This window comes from Sphingomonas sp. URJC2 (assembly GCF_059803575.1).
Window position 1 is genome coordinate 1 of the sequence record NZ_JAPFGX010000005.1, and the last position, 17,693, is coordinate 17,693.

Sequence of the window (17,693 nt, forward strand, 5' to 3'; positions counted from 1 at the left end):
CCGCAGCCTGCCCGGCTGGCGGTCGTCCCGCCCCCCGCTGCGCCCACGCCGGTCGCGCCCGCCCCCGCCCCGCGCCCCGATTTCGTCGACCGGCTGCCCGAGGGGGTGCGCGGCATGGTGCTCGCGCTCGAGGCCGAGGATCATTATCTGCGCGTCTATACCGACCGCGGCACAGCGCGGATCTTCCTCCGAATGCGCGATGCGCTGGGCGAACTGCCCGCCGACAGCGGCACCGCCGTCCATCGCAGCTGGTGGGTCGCCCATGTCGCGATGGCCCGGCTCGAGCGCGATGGCCGCAACCATAATCTGCGGCTGATCAACGGCCTGATCGTGCCCGTCAGCCGCGACCGGGTGGCGGACCTGCGCGCCCGCGGGCTGGAGGGCTGAGGGTTTTTCGCGGTGCGGGGGTGTTGTCTTTGCCGCGCCCCCCGGCGCGGGGGCGGCGTTGTTTGTGCCGCGCCTCGCGGCGCGGGGGCGGCACCGGCCCACACCCCCACCCGGCCTCCCACAGTGTATCCTGCCGCCCATGAGGCCGGGTGGGCGTGCGGGCCGGTGCCGTTCTTCCCAATAACAACCTCCCGGCACCGCACCCGGGTCTGCCCTTGGCTCAGAACAGCCCGTGGCGCTTCATCGATTCGGCGAGGATCGTTTCGATCAGCTGTGCCTGGGTCAGCCCGGCCCGCACGGCGGACCGGCCGAACACCTTTTCCGACCACAAATTGCAGTTGAGATTGACCTCGAGGAAGTTGATCTCCCCCGTCTCCGGGTTCACGCGGAACTCGTAGCGGCCATAATCGAACGGCACGAACTCGCCCATGATCCGGCGGGTGTAATCGGCGATCTGCGGCATCAGCCGGGCATCGTCGAAATCGACCAGCTGATATTTCTGCGCCCGGTCGACCAGATCGCGCTTCTCATAATAGGTGCGCAAATGGCTGGGATCGGCCTGTTCGAACAGCATCATCGGCATGATCACCGGATCGCCGATGGTGATGACCGGCACCTCGACATCCGACCCGTTGAGGAACGGCTCAAGGATCGCGTCATGGCCCATGTCGTGGATCTCGGCGACCGCGCGGACGACGCCCGGCCAGTCATGGGCGTCCATCACGCCCCAGCTTGCCGACGAGGCATTGGGCTTGATCACCATGCGCTCGGCCATCGGCACGCCGGCCTCGGTCACCGGCGCGCCGCGCCGGAAGATCGCCCAGGGCGCGGTCGGCACGCCGCGCGCGCGCACCGCAAGCTTGGTCAGATGCTTGTCGTCGGACAGGCCGCGCAGGATCGGCGATGCGCCCAGATAGGGGATGCCCAGCCGGGTGCACAGCAACGGCAGCAGCATTTCCGAGTTCAGAAAGCCGCCCCGGTTGAGCAGCGGAAACACGAAATCGACGCCCGGATTGGCAAACAGCGCATCATAGCTGTCGGCGAGCAGCAGGTTGAGCCCCAGCCCCTCCAGGATCGTGCGCACCTCGACATGGTAGAGCGCGTGATTGCCGTCTTCGGGGTGCAGGCCGCCGCCCCATTTGGCGTGTTTGGCGATGAACATCACCCGCAGGCGCTCGCGCGCCGCATCGGGAATGGCGGTGGGACGGATCATGTCGGTCATCGCGCGCCCACATAAGCGCGCCGCCGCCATTCTCCAAGGCAATGAAAAAGGATCCGGCCAAAAGCCTGGTTTGCGGGCGATCAAGCTCCGGTTTAGGGAGCGCCATGACCTCCGACCACGCCCCGTCTTTTGCGGCGCTGGACGCCGCCGGGCGCGCCGCTGCGCTGCTGATGGCCAGCGGCGGCGATGCCCGCATCACCCTGTCGCCGCCGGGCTTTGCCAACCGCTATCATTCCGCCCCCTGGCCGCAGCCGGTGCTGGCCTATGCCTCGTCGACCGCGAACGACATTTCGCCGGCGGCCTTTGCCCATGTCGCCGCCCTGCCGCCCCGCCCCTATCCGGCGGTGCTCGATGCGCTCAGGCAGCGCATCCGCGCCGCTTACGGGCTGGGCGACGATGTCGGCATCGTGTTCGCCGCCTCGGGCACCGATCTTGAATATGTCGCCCTTGCCTGTGTCGCCGACCGGGCGGCGCGGCTGCACAATGTTCTGCTGGGTGCAGACGAGGTCGGCAGCGGCTGCATCCATTCCGCCCATGGCCGCTATTTCGCCGGCGAGACCGCGCTTGGCATCGCCACGGTGCCGGCGGCGCCCGTCGCCGGGCTGGGCGGGCGGGTGAGCCTGACCGACATTCCGGTGCGCGACACGCTGGGCCATGCCTATACCAGCGCTGCGATCCGCGACCGCATCGACGCCGCGATCGAGGCGGAGCCGGATGCCCATGCGCTCGTCCATGTCGTCCATGGTTCCAAGACCGGGCTGATCCTGCCGCTGCTCGACGATATCGACGATCTGCGCGCCCGGCATGGCGCGCGCATGACGCTGGTCGTCGATGCCTGTCAGGCGCGGATCACCTCGCCCGCCATCGCCGCCTATCTGGCGCGCGACGCCATCCTGTTCATTACCGGATCGAAGTTCATGGGCGGCCCGCCGTTCAGCGGCATCGCGCTCGTGCCGCCGAGCATCGCCGCGCGCGCGCCGGCGCTGCCCATGGGGCTGGCGACGATCTTCCGCCGCGCCGAATGGCCGGCGGGCTGGCCGGGGACCGATGCCCTGCCCGACAGCGGCAATGACGGGCTGGCCCTGCGCCTCGAGGCTTCGGCGTTCGAGCTGGAACGGTTCCAGCGCCTGCCGCTCGCCCGGGTGGAGCGGGTGATCCTGGCCTTTCACGCCGCGGTGCGCGCGGCGATGGTCGACCGGCTGGGCGGGCGGCGGGTCGCCCCCTATCCGCCCGGCCACCGCGCCGAGGGTGACGCCCATCCGATCGAAATGCGCACACTGTCGACCATCGATCTGTCGCGCCGCGCCGGCCATCCCGATTTCGACGCGGCGGTCGCGCTCCACCGCGCGCTGGTCGGGCGCGGCATCCGGCTGGGCCAGCCGGTCAAATGCGTGCGGCTGGAGGATGGCCGCTGGGGCGCGACGCTCCGCCTCGGGCTGTCGATGCCGCAGGTCGTCGCCTTCGACGCGCTGGACGATGATATGCTCGCCGCCCGGCTGGCCGCTGATATGGACAGGATCGCGACCACGATCGAGGAGCTTGCCGGCTGATGCGCCTTGCCGACTGCCACAATGTCGAGGATTTCCGCGAACTGGCGCGACGCCGCCTGCCGGGGCCGGTGTTCCATTACATCGACGGCGCGGCCGACGATGAACTGACGAGGCAGCGCAACACCGCGGCCTTTGCCGATTGCGATCTGGTGCCGGGCGTGCTCGCCGGGGTCGAGACGGTCGATATGGGCGTGACGGTGATGGGCAAGCGGATCGACCTGCCGCTGTTCCTGTCGCCGACCGCGCTGCAGCGGCTGTTCCACTGGCAGGGCGAACGCGCGGTCGCCGCCGTCGCATCGCGGTTCAACACCTGGTTCGGGATTTCGAGCCTGGCGACGGTCAGCATCGAAGAGGTCGGCCGGCTGGTCAGCAGCCCCAAAATGTTCCAGCTTTATGTCCATAAGGACCGGGGGCTGAACCGGTCGATGATCGCGCGCTGCCGCGAGGCCGGGTTCGACGCCATCGCGCTGACCGTCGACACCATTGTCGGCGGCAATCGCGAACGCTGCCTGCGCACCGGCTTCACCTCGCCGCCGCGCCTGACCGCGCGTTCGGCGTTCAGCTTTGCCGCGCATCCGCGCTGGACGCTCGACTATCTGCTGCGCGAGCCGTTTTCGCTGCCCAACCTTGCCACCCATGTGCGCGAGGGCTCGACCGTCGCATTGTCGGTCGCCGATTATTTCAGCACCATGCTCGACCAGTCGATGGACTGGAAAGCGGCCGAGGCGATCCGCGCCGAATGGGGTGGGCCGTTCTGCCTGAAAGGGGTGATGTCGGTCGAAGACGCGCGCCGCGCAGTCGATATCGGGGCGACGGCGATCATGGTGTCCAACCATGGCGGCCGCCAGCTCGACGGCAGCCGCGCCCCGTTCGACCAGCTGGCCGAGATCGTCGATGCGGTCGGCGGGCAGATCGAAATCATCCTGGATGGCGGCGTCAGGCGCGGCAGCCATGTGCTGAAGGCGATGTCGGTCGGCGCGACCGCCTGTTCGGGCGGGCGGCTCTATCTCTATGCGCTGGCCGCCGCCGGCGAGGCCGGGGTCGCCCGCGCGCTCGGCAAGCTGCGCGACGAGATCGAACGGGGGATGAAGCTGATGGGCGTGCGGGACCTGTCGGCGCTCGGCCGGCACAATCTGCGCTGGCGCTGAGGCCGGACGATCCCGCGCCCCGTCGCGCGCGCGGCACCCCTCGCCCCCGCACCGGCCCGCCGGGCATGACGCCGCGCATGACAGGGGTTGAGCCGCGACGCGGGGCGGCTAGAGACAGGAACCGTCCATTCGTCCGATCCCGGCCCGTTCAGGAACCACCATGTCCAAACCGTTTTTTGCCTTTCTGCTGCTGAGCGTCGCCTTGCCCGCCACTGCACAAGTCGCCGCCCCCGATCTGACCGGCCGGGTGACGAAGATCGAAAAGGAACTGCGCGCCGTGCAGCGCAAGGTGTTTCCGGCCGGCGCGCCGGTCGAACCGGAAATGACCGTTGCGGCCCCGCAGGCCAGCCCCGGCGGCACCCCGGCGACGCCGCCGCTCGCCGATCTGACCGCGCGGGTCGATGCGCTCGAAGCGGCGCTGCGCACGGTGACCGGGCAGAGCGAGCAGAACGCCTTCCGCCTCGGCCAGCTGGAAGAGCGGCTGGCCAGGATCGAAGCAGCTGCCGCAGCGGCAGCGACACCGGCCGCGACGGAGGCGACCGGCGACACGGTGGCAGCGCCCGCTCCGCGCCCGGCGACAGCCGCCCCGGCCCCCGCTCCGTCGCCGGCCCCGACGCCTGCGCCCGCGCGCACCGTCACCACCGACACGGCGGCAACCGCCGTGCTGCGCCCGCGCACCGGCGACGATGCCGAGGACAGCTATATTCACGGGTTCCGCCTGTGGCAGGCCAAGGACTATGCCGCCGCCGAGACCGAGCTGAAAAAGGTGGTCGAGAAGCATCCCGAACACCGCCGCGCCTCCTATGCGCAGAACCTGCTCGGCCGGCTGTATATGGACGATGGCAAGATCGCGCTGGCCGCCGTCGCCTTTTACGAAAATTACCAGAAATTCCCGAAAGGCGCGCGCGCGACCGACAGCCTGTTGGCGCTCGGCGAAGCGCTGGTGCAGCTCAAAAAGCCCGCTGATGCCTGCAAGGTCTATCTGGAGCTGGACAGCGTCTATGGCCGCAGCCTGACCGCCGCGCAAAAGGCGCAGTTCGACAAGGGACGCAAGGCCGCGCGCTGCCGCTGAGCGGGTGCGGCCATCCGCAAGGGAGGAGAGACGCGGCATGGCGGACACACAAGCGGCGGCCGGGCATCGCCGATGACGCGGTGGCGCGATCTGCCCGACCGGCAATATGACGTGATCCTGGCCGATCCGCCCTGGTCCTATTACGGCCAGCAGAACAAATGGGGTGCGGCGGCAAAGTTCTACGCGACCGCGCCCGACGAGGCGATTGTCCGCCTGCCCATCCCCGATCTGCTGGCCGAACGCGGCGTGCTGTTCCTGTGGGCGACCTCGCCCCGGCTCGACGTCGCCATGGCGTGCCTTGCCGCATGGCAGCTGCATTTCCGGGGCATCGCCTTTGTCTGGGTGAAGGCGCGCAAGGATGGCGGCCCGATCCGCGCGCAGGGGGTGCGCCCGTCGATCGTCAAGCCGACCGCCGAATATGTGATCGCCGCCAGCCGGGTCGCCAAGGGCCGGCCGATGAAGCTGGCCGACGAGGCGGTGTCGAACGTCATCCTCGCCCCGCGCCGCGCCCATAGCCAGAAGCCCGATGCCGTCGCCGAGGCGATCGAGCGGCTTTATCCCGAGGCGAGCCGGCTGGAGATGTTCGCGCGCACGCTGCGCCCCGGCTGGGACCTGTGGGGCGACGAAGTGGGCAAATTCGGGCCGGACGGCAGCCCCGCCGCCCCCTGACCCGCCGCTCCCTGACCCGCCCGCTCAGGCGCGGCGGCGGTCGACCAGCCAGAACAGGGTGGCGAGCACCGCCGCCAGCCCGGTCCCGGCGAGCAGGCCGATCACCGGCTGACCGGCAAGACCAAGGGCAATCGCCCCGCCCAGAGGCAGGATCGCAAACAGGCAGCCAGCGGCGCGGGGGGATTTGGGTTCAGCCACGCGCCGGCCCATGCCATGTCCCGCCACGATACGCCAGCCGCTCCATCTGTCCCCCGCTGGCACTTGGTCAACGCGCCATTGACCTCTGCAAGCCGCCGCACAGGCGAAAATCCCGTTTCTGGCACGCGACTTGGATCATGCTTGGCGGACTTAAGGGGAGTGATGCATGGAGCAGATGCTCTATGTGGCCGATCGGGCGACGCTGGCCGCCGCCACCGATCTTCTGGCACGGTTCGGCGACGATGCCGGATTCGAGGCCGCCGCGCGCGCCGATCGCAGCCGCGATCTGGGCAATGTGATCGATTTCTGCCGCTGGCGTCAGGTCGAGCGGCTGGTGCTGTTCCTGGCCGCCGCCGAAACTGACGGCACCGTGCACTGAGCGCCGACCGGCCCGGCATTCCTCCGCCGGGTCGGCAGCCAGACCGGAATGGCGTGCCCTTGGCGGGAAAGGCGCATTTCCCCCAAGGGTGATTCGCTCTAGACCGGGCGATCATGCGCCCCATCCTGTCCGACATCGCCGAAGACGCGCGGATCGGCATTGCCGTATCCGGCGGGCCGGATTCGCTGGCGCTGCTGCTGCTGGCGGCGGGCGAGCGGCCGGGCCGGGTCTATGCCGCAACCGTCGATCATGGCCTGCGCGCCGAGGCGGTGGCGGAGGCCCGGATGGTCGGCCAGATCTGCGCGCAACTGGGCGTCGCGCATGATGTGCTGCGGGTGCAGGTCACCGGATCGGTGCAGGCCGGCGCGCGCGCGGCACGCTACCATGCGCTTGCCGGCTGGGCGGCGGATGCGGGCCTCAGCCATGTTGCCACCGCCCATCATGCCGATGATCAGGCGGAAACGCTGCTGATGCGGCTGGCGCGCGGGGCCGGGCTGGCCGGGCTGGCCGGGGTCCGCCGCCAGCGCCCGCTTGCCCCCGGCATCACCCTCATTCGCCCGGTGCTCGGCTGGCGGCGGGCGGAGCTGCGCGCGGTGGTCGATGCCGCCGGGATCGTGCCTGCCGCCGATCCGTCGAACGACGATCCCCGGTTCGACCGCACCCATGCCCGCCGGCTGATCGCGGCGACGCCATTGCTCGATCCGGCGCGGCTGGCGCACAGCGCGGCGATTCTGGCCGAGGCCGAGGCGGCGCTCGACTGGGCGGCGACGCAGCTGGCAGCGGACCGGATCGCGGGCGACACGCTCGATCCGCGCGGCCTGCCGGCGGAGCTGGTGCGGCGGCTGGTGCTGCGCCTGCTGGACGGGTTCGGCACCTCGGCGGACGGGCCGCGCCTTGCCCGGCTGATCGCCGCGCTCGAGGCCGGACGGCCGGCCACGCTGGGCGGCGTCAAGGCGCTGCCCGGCCCGGTCTGGCGGTTCGTGCCCGCGCCGCCGCGCCGGGCCACGACAAAAGCCCCGCCGGCCGCCCCACCGCCTGCCCCACCACCTGCCATTGTTACTTAACCCGTCTCATCCTATCTTGGCACGGAACCCCTTGGCGTCCGCGCCTTTGCTCGAGTCTCGTCCCGATGAACGACAAGAACCAACCCGACGGCACCAACCCCTGGATGAAGAGCCTGATGATCTGGCTCGGCGTCGTGCTTGCGCTGGTGCTGTTCGTGCAATTGTTCGACAGCCGCACCCGCGTCGCGGGCGGCGAGGGCATTGCCTATTCGGAGTTCCTGCAACGCGTCGAGGACGGCTCGGTCAAGGAAGTCTCGATCGCCGACAATATCGTGTCGGGCACGCTGACCAATGACAGCGCGTTCCGCACCCAGGCCCCCGATGATCCCCGGCTGATCGACCGGCTGATCGCCAAGGGCGTGAAATTCTCCGCCAAGCCGCGCGAGGAACCGAGCTTCTGGATGATCCTGATCTACCAGTCGCTGCCCTTCCTGCTGATCCTCGGCGTTGCGTTTTTCGTCATCCGCCAGATGCAGAAAAATGCCGGTTCGGGCGCGATGGGCTTTGGCAAGTCCAAGGCCAAGCTGCTGACCGAAAAGCATGGCCGGGTGACGTTCGACGATGTCGCCGGCATCGACGAGGCGCGCGAGGAGCTGCAGGAAATCGTCGACTTCCTGAAGGACCCGACCCGCTTTGCCCGGCTGGGCGGCAAGATCCCGAAGGGCGCGCTGCTCGTCGGCTCGCCCGGCACCGGCAAGACGCTGCTCGCCCGCGCGATCGCGGGTGAGGCCAATGTGCCCTTCTTCACCATTTCGGGGTCCGACTTTGTCGAAATGTTCGTCGGCGTGGGCGCGAGCCGCGTCCGCGACATGTTCGAACAGGCCAAGAAGAACGCGCCGTGCATCGTGTTCATCGACGAAATCGACGCGGTCGGCCGCCATCGCGGCGCGGGCCTCGGCAACGGCAATGACGAGCGCGAACAGACGCTCAACCAGCTGCTGGTCGAAATGGACGGCTTTGAGGCCAATGAAGGCATCATCATCATCGCCGCCACCAACCGCCCCGACGTGCTCGACCCGGCGCTGCTGCGGCCGGGCCGGTTCGACCGCCAGGTCGTCGTCCCGCGCCCCGATATCGAGGGCCGCGAGAAGATCCTGTCGGTGCACATGAAGAAGGTGCCGCTGGCCCCCGATGTCGACAGCCGCACCATCGCGCGCGGCACGCCGGGCTTTTCGGGTGCCGACCTTGCCAATCTCGTCAACGAGGCCGCGCTGCTCGCCGCCCGCAAGGGCAAGCGGCTGGTGGCGATGCGCGAGTTTGAAGAGGCCAAGGACAAGGTCATGATGGGCGCCGAGCGCAAGTCCATGGTGATGACCGAGGATGAAAAGCGCGCCACCGCCTATCACGAGGCGGGCCATGCGCTCGTTTCGCTCCACGTTCCCGGCTGCGATCCACTGCACAAGGTGACGATCATCCCGCGCGGCCGCGCGCTGGGCGTGACCTGGAACCTGCCCGAGCGCGACCGTTATTCGATGTCGATGAACCAGATGAAGGCGCGGCTTGCCCTGTGCTTTGGCGGGCGCATCGCCGAACAGCTGATCTATGGCGCCGACGCGCTCAACACCGGGGCGTCGAACGATATCCAGCAGGCGACCGACATGGCCCGGTCGATGGTCATGGAATATGGCATGAGCGAAAAGCTCGGCTGGCTGCGCTACCGCGACAATCAGGACGAGGTGTTCCTCGGCCATTCGGTCGCCCGGTCGCAGAATGTGTCGGAAGAAACCGCCCGGCTGATCGATCAGGAAGTGCGCCGCTTCATCGAGGAAGCCGAGGGCCGCGCGCGCCAGGTGCTCACCGACAATCTCGATGAACTGCATAAGCTGGCCGAGGCGCTGCTCGAATATGAGACGCTGACCGGCGAAGAGGCCAAGCGCGCGATCAAGGGCGAGGATATCGGCCGAGGCGAGGGCGACAAGAACCGCCCGGCCGCAGCCGTCGCGGGCAGCTCGATCCCGCGCACCCGCCCGAAAAAGCCGGGTCCGTTCGGCGATCCCGCCCCGCAAGGGGCCTGAGCCAGACCCAGATGGTCCCGATCAGGGGCGCGGCTGCCGGACCCGGCACCGCGCCCCTTTTTTTCATCCGGGCGGCCGCAGTGGCCCGGCCCGGAACCGCGCGCGGTCTCCGCTTGCGGCCCCTAAGCCCCCCCGAACCCTCGCGCTGCGCGGGGACCGGAACAAAGATGTGCCCTCGCGGATTTCCTGTCTGCGATCAGATGAGTGACGCGCGCATCCCCATCCTGGCGGATGCTGCCATGTGATCCGTCATGACCAGGGAGCAGCGGGACCGTGAACAATTCCCCTTATCTTGTCTCGTCCGCCGAAGATGCGCGCCGCGCGCCCGACCGGATGCTGATTTGCTTTTCACATCTTCGCTGGAACTTTGTCTTTCAGCGCCCGCAACAGCTGATGACACGCCTTGCCGCGCGCTACCGCGTGTTTTTCTGGGAAGAAGCGATCATGGATGCGGCCGGTGCGCCATGGCTTGGCCGCACCCGCTGCCCGGACAGCGGGGTCACGGTGCTGGTGCCGCATCTCGACCCGGCCGACCCCGGCCATGTCCATGAGGCACAGCTGCGCCGGCTGCTCGACGAACTCGTCGCCGCCGAAGGGTTGGGCGGTCGCCCGCAGGCCCGCCATGGCCAGCTGGTGTGCTGCTATTACACGCCGATGATGCTGGGTTTTTCGCGGCATCTGGCGCCGGATGCGACCGTCTATGACTGCATGGACGAACTGGCCAATTTCGACTTCGCGCCCGACGGGCTGCTCGATCTGGAGGCCGAACTGCTCGACCGCGCCGATCTGGTGACGACCGGCGGCTACAGCCTCTACGAGGCGAAGCGGGGGCGGAACGCCAATGTCCATCCCTTTCCCTCCAGCGTCGACCGCGCCCATTTCGGCGCTGCCCGCCTGGCCGGGGCCGAGCCGGCGGATCAGGCCTGCCTGCCCGGGCCGCGGCTCGGCTTTTACGGGGTGATCGACGAGCGGCTGGATCTGGCGCTGATCGATGCGGTGGCCGCGGCGCGGCCGGACTGGACATTGGTGATGATCGGCCCGGTGGCGAAGATCGACCCTGCCCTGCTGCCGCGCCGACCGAACATCGTCTGGCTGGGTGCGCGCGCCTATGCCGATCTGCCTGCCTATCTGTCGGGCTGGGACGTGGCGCTGATGCCGTTTGCGATCAACGCGGCAACCCGGTTCATCAGCCCGACCAAGACCCCCGAATATCTGGCTGCCGGGCGCCCGGTGGTGTCGACGCCGATTGCCGATGTCGTGCGCCATTATGGCGATCTGGACGGTGTTGCCATCGCTGGTGATGCGGATGCGTTCGTCGCCGCATGCGCCGCGCAGCTGGCACTGGGCCGGGGCGAAGGCGACTGGCTGGCACCTGTCGACCGGCTGCTGGCGACGATGTCATGGGATGCAACGGCGTCGGCGATCGCTGCCCGGATCGAGGATGCGGCCCGCGCCGGGAAGGCCCGCCGTGCTGGCGCGCAGCGGCCGCATTACGATGTGCTGGTGGTCGGCGCGGGCTTTGCCGGGGCGGTGATGGCGGAACGCCTGGCCGCCGATGGCGGCAAGCGCGTGCTGGTGATCGACCGGCGTCCGCATGTCGCGGGCAATGCCTATGACCGCACCGACGACGCCGGCATCCTGATCCATCAATATGGCCCGCACATCTTCCACACCAACAGCGACGATGTGTTCGCCTATCTGTCGCGCTTCACCGAATGGCGGCCCTATGAGCACCGGGTGCTCGCAGCGGTCGGCGCGCAGCTGGTGCCGATGCCGATCAACCGCACGACGCTCAACCTCCTTTATGGCGCGGGTCTGGAAAGCGACGCGGATGCCGAGGCGTTTCTGGCCGCCCGGGCGGAGCCGGTGGCCGACATCCGCAACGCCGCCGACATGGTCGTGGCGCGGGTCGGGCGCGAACTCTACGAAACCTTTTTCAGGGACTATACCGCCAAGCAATGGGGCATCGACCCGTCCGAGCTGGACAAATCGGTGACCGCGCGGGTGCCCACCCGCACCAGCACCGACGATCGCTATTTCACCGACCGGCATCAGGCGATGCCGCGTCACGGCTATACCCGCATGTTCGAACGGATGCTCAGCCATCCTAGGATCGAGGTGAGGCTGGGCGTGGATTTCGCGGACATCCGGGAGGCCGTCGATTTCGATCTGCTGGTGTTCACCGGGCCGATCGACGAATATTTCGGCTATCGCCATGGCCGCCTGCCCTATCGCTCGCTGGAGTTCCGGCACGAGACGCATGACCGCGAATGGGTGCAGGGCGTGGGCGTGGTCAACTATCCCGCCGCCGACACTCCCTATACGCGGATCACCGAATACAAGCATCTGACCGGCCAGGCCGCGCCCGTGACCAGCATCAGCTATGAATATCCCTCGGCCAGTGGCGATCCCTATTACCCCATCCCGCGGCCGGAAAATCAGGCGCTGTTCAAACGCTATGAGGCGCTGGCACTGGCCGAACCGGGCGTGGTGTTTGTCGGCCGGCTGGCCACCTATCGCTATTACAACATGGATCAGGTGGTCGGACAGGCGCTGGCGGCCTATCGCCGGCTGGCCGAGGCTCCGCGCGGTGCGCGCGCCGATCGCAAGCCGGTTGCCGCCACCGCCGGCGAGCGACCGGTCATGTTCACCGGGTCCGACCGCACGCCTGCGGGTTCCGCCGCCGCGCCCCCGCACCGCGATGCAGTGACCCCGGCCGAATAGGCCGGGCGCACACCAAGGCTTTCGCTTCCCGGCCCGCTGCTCTAGGCAGCGGGCATGGCACGCATCGCATTTATCGGGCTGGGCGTGATGGGCGGGCCGATGGCCCGGCATCTGGCCGCAGCGGGGCATGAACTTGCCGTGTTCAACCGGTCGCCGGCCAAGGCCGAGGCCTGGGTCAGCGCCCATGGCGGCGTGCAGGCGGCAAGCCCGGCCGAGGCGGCGCGGGACGCCGACGCCGTCATCACCTGTGTCGGCAATGACGATGATCTGGCCGATGTCACGCTGGGCCGCGACGGCGCGTTCCGGGCGATGCGCGCGGGCGCGCTGTTCATCGATCACACCACCGTGTCGGCCCGCATCGCCCGCCAGCTCGCGGTCGAGGGGCGCGGGCGCGATCTGCTGTGCGTCGACGCGCCGGTATCGGGCGGACAGGCGGGCGCCGAAGCCGGCACGCTGTCGGTGATGTGCGGCGGGCGCGAGGATGCGGTGCGCGCGGCCGAGCCGCTGATCGCCGCCTATGCCGCGCGCATCACCCATGTCGGGCCGGCGGGTGCCGGGCAGACGACCAAGATGGTCAACCAGATCGCGATTGCCGGCGTCGTTCAGGGGCTGAGCGAGGCGCTGCGCTTCGCCCAGCGCGCCGAGCTGGATACCGACCGGGTGTTCGAGGCGATTTCGGGCGGCGCGGCCGCGAGCTGGCAGATGCTCAACCGCTGGCATTCAATGGCCGAGGACCGGTTCGATTTCGGGTTCGCGGTCGACTGGATGCGCAAGGATCTGGGCCTTGCCATCGAAGAGGCGCGCACCAACGGCGCGACGCTGCCGGTCGCCGCGCTGGTCGATCAATTCTATGCCGAAGTGCAGGCGCTGGGCGGTGGCCGCGAGGACACCAGCGCCCTTGTCAGGAGATTGCCCCGATGATCACCCGCCGGACGCGCGCCGCCCGGATGGCAGCCGCGCTGATGCTCGCGCCGCTCATGCTTGCCGCCACCCCCGCCCGCGCCGACGGGCTGATCGACAATGTCAATGGCATGACCATCGGCGCAGGCGGTCAGGTCGAACGCTTTACCGGGCTGGTGATCGGCAAGGATGGCCGCGTCGTCAGCCTGCTCAAGGCGCGCGACAAGCGCCCGGAAAAGCTGGATTTCCGCCATGACGGGCAGGGCCGCACGCTGATCCCCGGCCTGATCGACGCGCATGGCCATGTGATGGAGCTGGGGTTCAAGGCGATCCAGCTCGACCTGACCGAGGCGCGCTCGCTCGACGAGGCCAAGGCGATGATCGCCGCCTATGCCGCCGCCAACAGCGACCGGGCATGGATCATCGGCACCGGCTGGAATCAGGAAAAATGGGGGCTGGGCCGGTTTCCGACCAATGCCGATCTTGATCAGGCGGTGGCCGACCGGCCGGTCTGGCTGGTCCGCGTCGACGGCCATGCCGGCTGGGCGAACAGCGCGGCGATCAAGGCCGCGGGCGTCACCGCCGACACCAAGGCCCCGGCGGGCGGGCGCATCGAAAATGGCGTGTTCGTCGACGCCGCGCGCGAGCTGATCGAACGCGCCATCCCCGCCCCGCTGCCGCGCGAACGCGACATCGCTCTGTCCAAGGCGCAGGCGATCCTGATCGCCAATGGCGTGACCGCAGTCGCCGATATGGGCAGCACCACCGATGACTGGAATGTGTTCCGCCGCGCCGGCGATGCCGGGGTGCTCAAGGTCCGCATCATCAGCTATTCGGCGGGGCTCGATCCGCTGCTCGCCGTTGCCGGGGCCGGGCCGACGCCGTGGCTCTATGATGATCGGCTGCGCATGGTCGGCATGAAGCTTTATGCCGATGGCGCGCTCGGCTCGCGCGGAGCGTGGCTCAAGGCCCCCTATGCCGACGATCATCACCAGACCGGGCTGGGCCTGCTCAGCGATGCGCGGCTGCGCAACCTGATGGTGCGCGCGGCGATGGACGGGTTTCAGGTCGCCACCCATGCGATTGGCGACCGCGCCAATGATCAGGTGCTGGGCGCGATCGAGGAGCTGTCCGAAACCTTCAAGGGCGACCGGCGCTGGCGCATCGAACATGCCCAGATCGTCGATCCGACCGATCTGCCGCGCTTTGCCCGGCACGGCATCATCGCGTCGATGCAGCCGGTTCACCAGACGTCCGACCGGATGATGGCCGAAGCGCGGCTGGGCCCGGCGCGGCTGAACGGTGCCTATGCATGGGAATCGATGCGCCGTCAGGGCACGCCGATCGCCTTTGGCTCCGACATGCCGGTTGAACATCCCAATCCCTTTGCCGGGCTGGCGGCGGCGATCAGCCGCGAGGATGCCGACGGCGAACCGCTGGGCGGCTGGCAGCCGCAGGAACGCGTGTCGCGCGAGGCGGCGCTGGCCGGCTTCACCACCGGGGCTGCCTATGCGGGCTTTGCCGAGGACCGGATCGGGCGGCTCGCTCCCGGCTATCGCGCCGATTTCCTGATCCTCGACACCGATCCGCTGCAATCGACCATGGCCGAGCTGCGCGCGACCCGCGTGCTGGAAACCTGGATCGGGGGAGAAAGGGTCCATGCCGCGAAATAATGCCCCTGCCCGGCGCTGCGCCGGCCTTCTGCCTGCCGGCCTGATCGCCGGCCTGATCGCCGAGATGGCGGCGCTTGGCGGCTGCACCGACATCAAGCCGCAGGAACGCGAGCAGCGCGCGGGCGAGGTGCGGGTGAACCCGGAACCCGAGCTGGTCGACGCCGACGCGCCGGCAGAGGTGGGCGGCCCGCCCCCGGCCTGGAGCGTGAGCGGGGCCACCGCCTCGTTCGGCGCGGCCGGCGAAGCGCCGCTGCTCGCGCTCAGCTGTGACCGGCCGCGCGGCCAGATCGTCGTCGAACGCGCCGGCGACGGCGATGTGCTGACGCTGCGCGCCGGCGATGTGGAACGCAACATGCCCGCCCGCCCGGCCGGCACCGCGCGGGTGCAGGCCCGGCTGACGGCCGGTGATCCGCTGTTCGCGGCAATGGCCGCCCCGCAGGCGCAGATCCTGCTGATCGGCGGCGCGGGCGAACAGCTGACGCTGCCCGGCGGCGTGTCGGTCAGGCGGGTGCGCGAGGCGTGCCTTGGCCCCGCACAGCCCCCGGCCGCCCCCGCCGCATCGCCGCTGCCCGAGGATCCCGCCGCGCCGCCCGCCTGACGCGCCTTCTCCTGCGCTTAACCCGCCAGCGCGGTCAGCATCGCCGGGGTCAGCAGCTGGGGCAGTTCCTCGGGCTCAGCCGCGCCGGGGCGGTAGAACAGGTAGAGCGGCACCCCCGAACGCCCGCGCGCCGCAAGAAAGCGGCCGATCGCCGGATCGCCATTGGTCCAGTCGCCGACCAGCACCTCGATCCCCGCCTTGGCAAAGGCGCGGGCGGTGTCTGCCCGGTCGATGGCGGCGCGCTCATTGACCTTGCAGGTGATGCACCAGTCGGCGGTGAAATAGACAAAGACCGGCCGTCCCGATGCGCGCGCGCTGGCGAGCGCCGCGTCGCTGAACGGCCGGACGGCAAACGCGCCGCTGGCCGCCGGTGCCGCCGCGCCGGTTGCGGGCCGGACGGTGACAGTCAGCGCGAGGGCCGCCAGCAGCACCGGCAGCGCCGGCCAGATGCGCCGTCCGCCCGCCTGCCGCACGCCCAGCCACCACAGGCCAAGGCCAAGCAGCAGCGCCGCCGCCAGCCCCAGCGCCATGCCGTCGCCCCCCGCCTGCCGGCCCAGGATCCACGCGAGCCCAAGTGCGGTTGCAAACATCGGCACCGCGAGAATGCGGCGCAGCGTCGTCATCCACGCGCCCGGACGCGGCAGGCGGCGGCGCAGCGCGGGCACGAACCCGATGGCGAGGAACGGCAGCGCCAGCCCCAGCCCCAGCCCGGCAAAGATCGCCAGCGCCGCCATCACCGGCAGGACGAGCGCCGCGCCAAGGGCAGCGGCCATGAACGGCCCGGTGCAGGGCGTGGCGACGAACGCCGCCAGTGCGCCGGTCCAGAACGCCCCCGCCGTCCCGCCGCGATGGGCAAGCGCATCCCCCGCGCCGATGCTCGCCAGTTCGAACAGCCCGGCGAGGTTGAAGGCGATGGCGACGACCAGCAGCAGCAGCAGCGCGATCACGCGCGGATCCTGAAGCTGGAACGCCCAGCCGACCGACGCGCCCCCGGCACGCAGCGCGAGCAGCAGCCCGCCGAGCGCCACACAGGTCAGGATCACGCCCGCCGAATAGGCCAGCGCCTCGCGCCGGGCGACCGCTTCGTCGATCCCGCCCCGGGCAAGGCCGAGCGCCTTGAGGCTCAGGATCGGGAACACGCACGGCATGATGTTGAGGATCAGCCCGCCCAGAATGGCCGCGCCGAGCGCGGCGATCAGGCCGAGCGCGCCCCCGCCCAGCCCGTCGCCCGCACCAGCACCATCGTCGCCGGTCACGACCGGCGTGCCGGGCGGCGGCACCGGCCCCGCCACCGCCGTGAACGCCAGCGCGGTGCGGTCATCGACACGCAGCACCCCTGCCAGCGGCTGCGCGCCCGCCGCAGCGGCGGGCAGCTCGACGATCAGCGTATCGCCGCTGCGGCTGAACGATTGCGGCCGGGCATGGTCGATCAGCCGCTCGGTCAGCGGAAACACATAGGGCCGGTCGAGCGCGATCCCGGCGGGCAGCGGCACGGCAAGGCGGATGACATTGCCCGCCCGCGCCGCGCGCACCGGCGCGCCGAGCGGCCGGGGCAGCGCCCGCCGCCAGCCATCGAACCGCGCCGTCTGCGCCGGATCGGCTGCGCCCGTGCCGACCGTCAAGACAAGATTGACGCGCCCGCGTTCGGGCACGCAGACCTGATCGGTGCAGGCCAGCCAGTCGAGTTCGGCGGCGATCCGCAGCCGATCGCCGCGCCGCGCATCTGCCGGCACGGTGAAGGGCAGGATCAGCGCATAATCGCGTTCGAACACATAGTTCATCAGCCCGGCGATCAGCAGCTTTTCGGGCACCGGATAGGCGAAGGCACCGACCCGCGCGCCCGCCGGCAGCGTCCAGCGCGCGGCGAGCGGCACCCCGGCATCGCCGGGATTGGCCCAATAGCCGTGCCAGCCGGCATCGGGCTGCATCAGCAGCGCCAGATCGATGGTCTGGCCCGGCGCGGGCGCGGGCGTTTCGGCGATCAGCGTCGGGCGGATATGCGCGGCGGCCCCCGCGGCCCCCGCCGGGCCTTGCGCGCGGGCGGGAGCCGCTGACCAGATCAAGGCCAGCACCATGAGCAGCGTCATCACCGCG

The 17,693-nt window shown here is 69.8% G+C and carries 15 protein-coding genes; 12 read left to right on the forward strand and 3 right to left on the reverse strand.

All coding sequences use genetic code 11. The features are described 5' to 3' along the window. A partial coding sequence (locus OPU66_RS03520) for a LytTR family DNA-binding domain-containing protein (RefSeq protein WP_498552227.1) occupies positions 1-387 on the forward strand: 387 nt, incomplete at its 5' end. A gap of 220 nt (positions 388-607) precedes the next feature. Here OPU66_RS03520 and OPU66_RS03525 read toward each other — a convergent pair. Beyond that, positions 608-1,609 carry a D-alanine--D-alanine ligase family protein gene (locus tag OPU66_RS03525; protein WP_498552228.1) on the reverse strand — a complete coding sequence of 334 codons (1,002 nt, stop codon included), beginning with the start codon at positions 1,607-1,609 and terminating at the stop codon, positions 608-610. 104 nt (positions 1,610-1,713) lie between these two features. Here OPU66_RS03525 and OPU66_RS03530 point away from each other — a divergent pair, with 104 nt between their 5' ends. The 4 genes from OPU66_RS03530 to OPU66_RS03545 all read left to right on the forward strand — a co-directional run bounded on the left by OPU66_RS03530 (position 1,714) and on the right by OPU66_RS03545 (position 6,048). Beyond that, positions 1,714-3,159, forward strand: a complete 1,446-nt coding sequence (locus OPU66_RS03530; RefSeq protein WP_498552229.1) for a hypothetical protein — start codon at positions 1,714-1,716, stop codon at positions 3,157-3,159. Further along, positions 3,159-4,307 (forward strand): alpha-hydroxy acid oxidase, encoded by a 1,149-nt coding sequence (locus tag OPU66_RS03535; RefSeq protein WP_498552230.1) that lies wholly within the window; start codon positions 3,159-3,161, stop codon positions 4,305-4,307. The genes OPU66_RS03530 and OPU66_RS03535 overlap by 1 nt, the downstream gene beginning before the upstream one ends. A 160-nt stretch (positions 4,308-4,467) precedes the next feature. Next, on the forward strand, positions 4,468-5,379 hold the full coding sequence (locus tag OPU66_RS03540) for a tol-pal system YbgF family protein (protein WP_498552231.1): 912 nt from the start codon (positions 4,468-4,470) through the stop codon (positions 5,377-5,379). Between the two features lie 72 nt (positions 5,380-5,451). After that, positions 5,452-6,048 (forward strand): MT-A70 family methyltransferase, encoded by a 597-nt coding sequence (locus tag OPU66_RS03545; protein ID WP_498552232.1) that lies wholly within the window; start codon positions 5,452-5,454, stop codon positions 6,046-6,048. Between the two features lie 24 nt (positions 6,049-6,072). Here the strand turns inward: OPU66_RS03545 and OPU66_RS03550 are convergent, their stop codons facing one another. Continuing rightward, on the reverse strand, positions 6,073-6,246 hold the full coding sequence (locus tag OPU66_RS03550) for a hypothetical protein (protein ID WP_498552233.1): 174 nt from the start codon (positions 6,244-6,246) through the stop codon (positions 6,073-6,075). A 166-nt stretch (positions 6,247-6,412) separates the two neighbouring features. Between OPU66_RS03550 and OPU66_RS03555 the strand changes: the two genes are divergently transcribed. The 7 genes from OPU66_RS03555 (at position 6,413) to OPU66_RS03585 (ending at position 15,599) form a co-directional block, all read left to right on the forward strand. Beyond that, entirely contained in the window at positions 6,413-6,625 is a 213-nt protein-coding gene (locus tag OPU66_RS03555) for a hypothetical protein (protein WP_498552234.1), read from the forward strand. A 113-nt stretch (positions 6,626-6,738) separates the two neighbouring features. Continuing rightward, positions 6,739-7,689: a tRNA lysidine(34) synthetase TilS gene (gene tilS / locus OPU66_RS03560; RefSeq protein ID WP_498552235.1), complete on the forward strand. Its 951-nt coding sequence runs from the start codon at positions 6,739-6,741 to the stop codon at positions 7,687-7,689. Positions 7,690-7,754: 65 nt separating this feature from the next. Then, positions 7,755-9,704: an ATP-dependent zinc metalloprotease FtsH gene (gene ftsH / locus OPU66_RS03565; protein WP_498552236.1), complete on the forward strand. Its 1,950-nt coding sequence runs from the start codon at positions 7,755-7,757 to the stop codon at positions 9,702-9,704. A 393-nt stretch (positions 9,705-10,097) separates the two neighbouring features. Continuing rightward, on the forward strand, positions 10,098-12,428 hold the full coding sequence (glf, locus tag OPU66_RS03570) for a UDP-galactopyranose mutase (protein ID WP_498552237.1): 2,331 nt from the start codon (positions 10,098-10,100) through the stop codon (positions 12,426-12,428). A 54-nt stretch (positions 12,429-12,482) separates the two neighbouring features. Continuing rightward, positions 12,483-13,349: an NAD(P)-dependent oxidoreductase gene (locus OPU66_RS03575; protein WP_498552238.1), complete on the forward strand. Its 867-nt coding sequence runs from the start codon at positions 12,483-12,485 to the stop codon at positions 13,347-13,349. After that, entirely contained in the window at positions 13,346-15,001 is a 1,656-nt protein-coding gene (locus OPU66_RS03580; RefSeq protein WP_498552239.1) for an amidohydrolase, read from the forward strand. The genes OPU66_RS03575 and OPU66_RS03580 overlap by 4 nt, the downstream gene beginning before the upstream one ends. Beyond that, entirely contained in the window at positions 14,988-15,599 is a 612-nt protein-coding gene (locus tag OPU66_RS03585) for a hypothetical protein (protein WP_498552240.1), read from the forward strand. The genes OPU66_RS03580 and OPU66_RS03585 overlap by 14 nt, the downstream gene beginning before the upstream one ends. Positions 15,600-15,616: 17 nt before the next feature. Here OPU66_RS03585 and OPU66_RS03590 read toward each other — a convergent pair whose 3' ends face one another. Further along, on the reverse strand, positions 15,617-17,686 hold the full coding sequence (locus OPU66_RS03590; RefSeq protein ID WP_498552348.1) for a protein-disulfide reductase DsbD family protein: 2,070 nt from the start codon (positions 17,684-17,686) through the stop codon (positions 15,617-15,619). Positions 17,687-17,693: the final 7 nt, after the last annotated feature.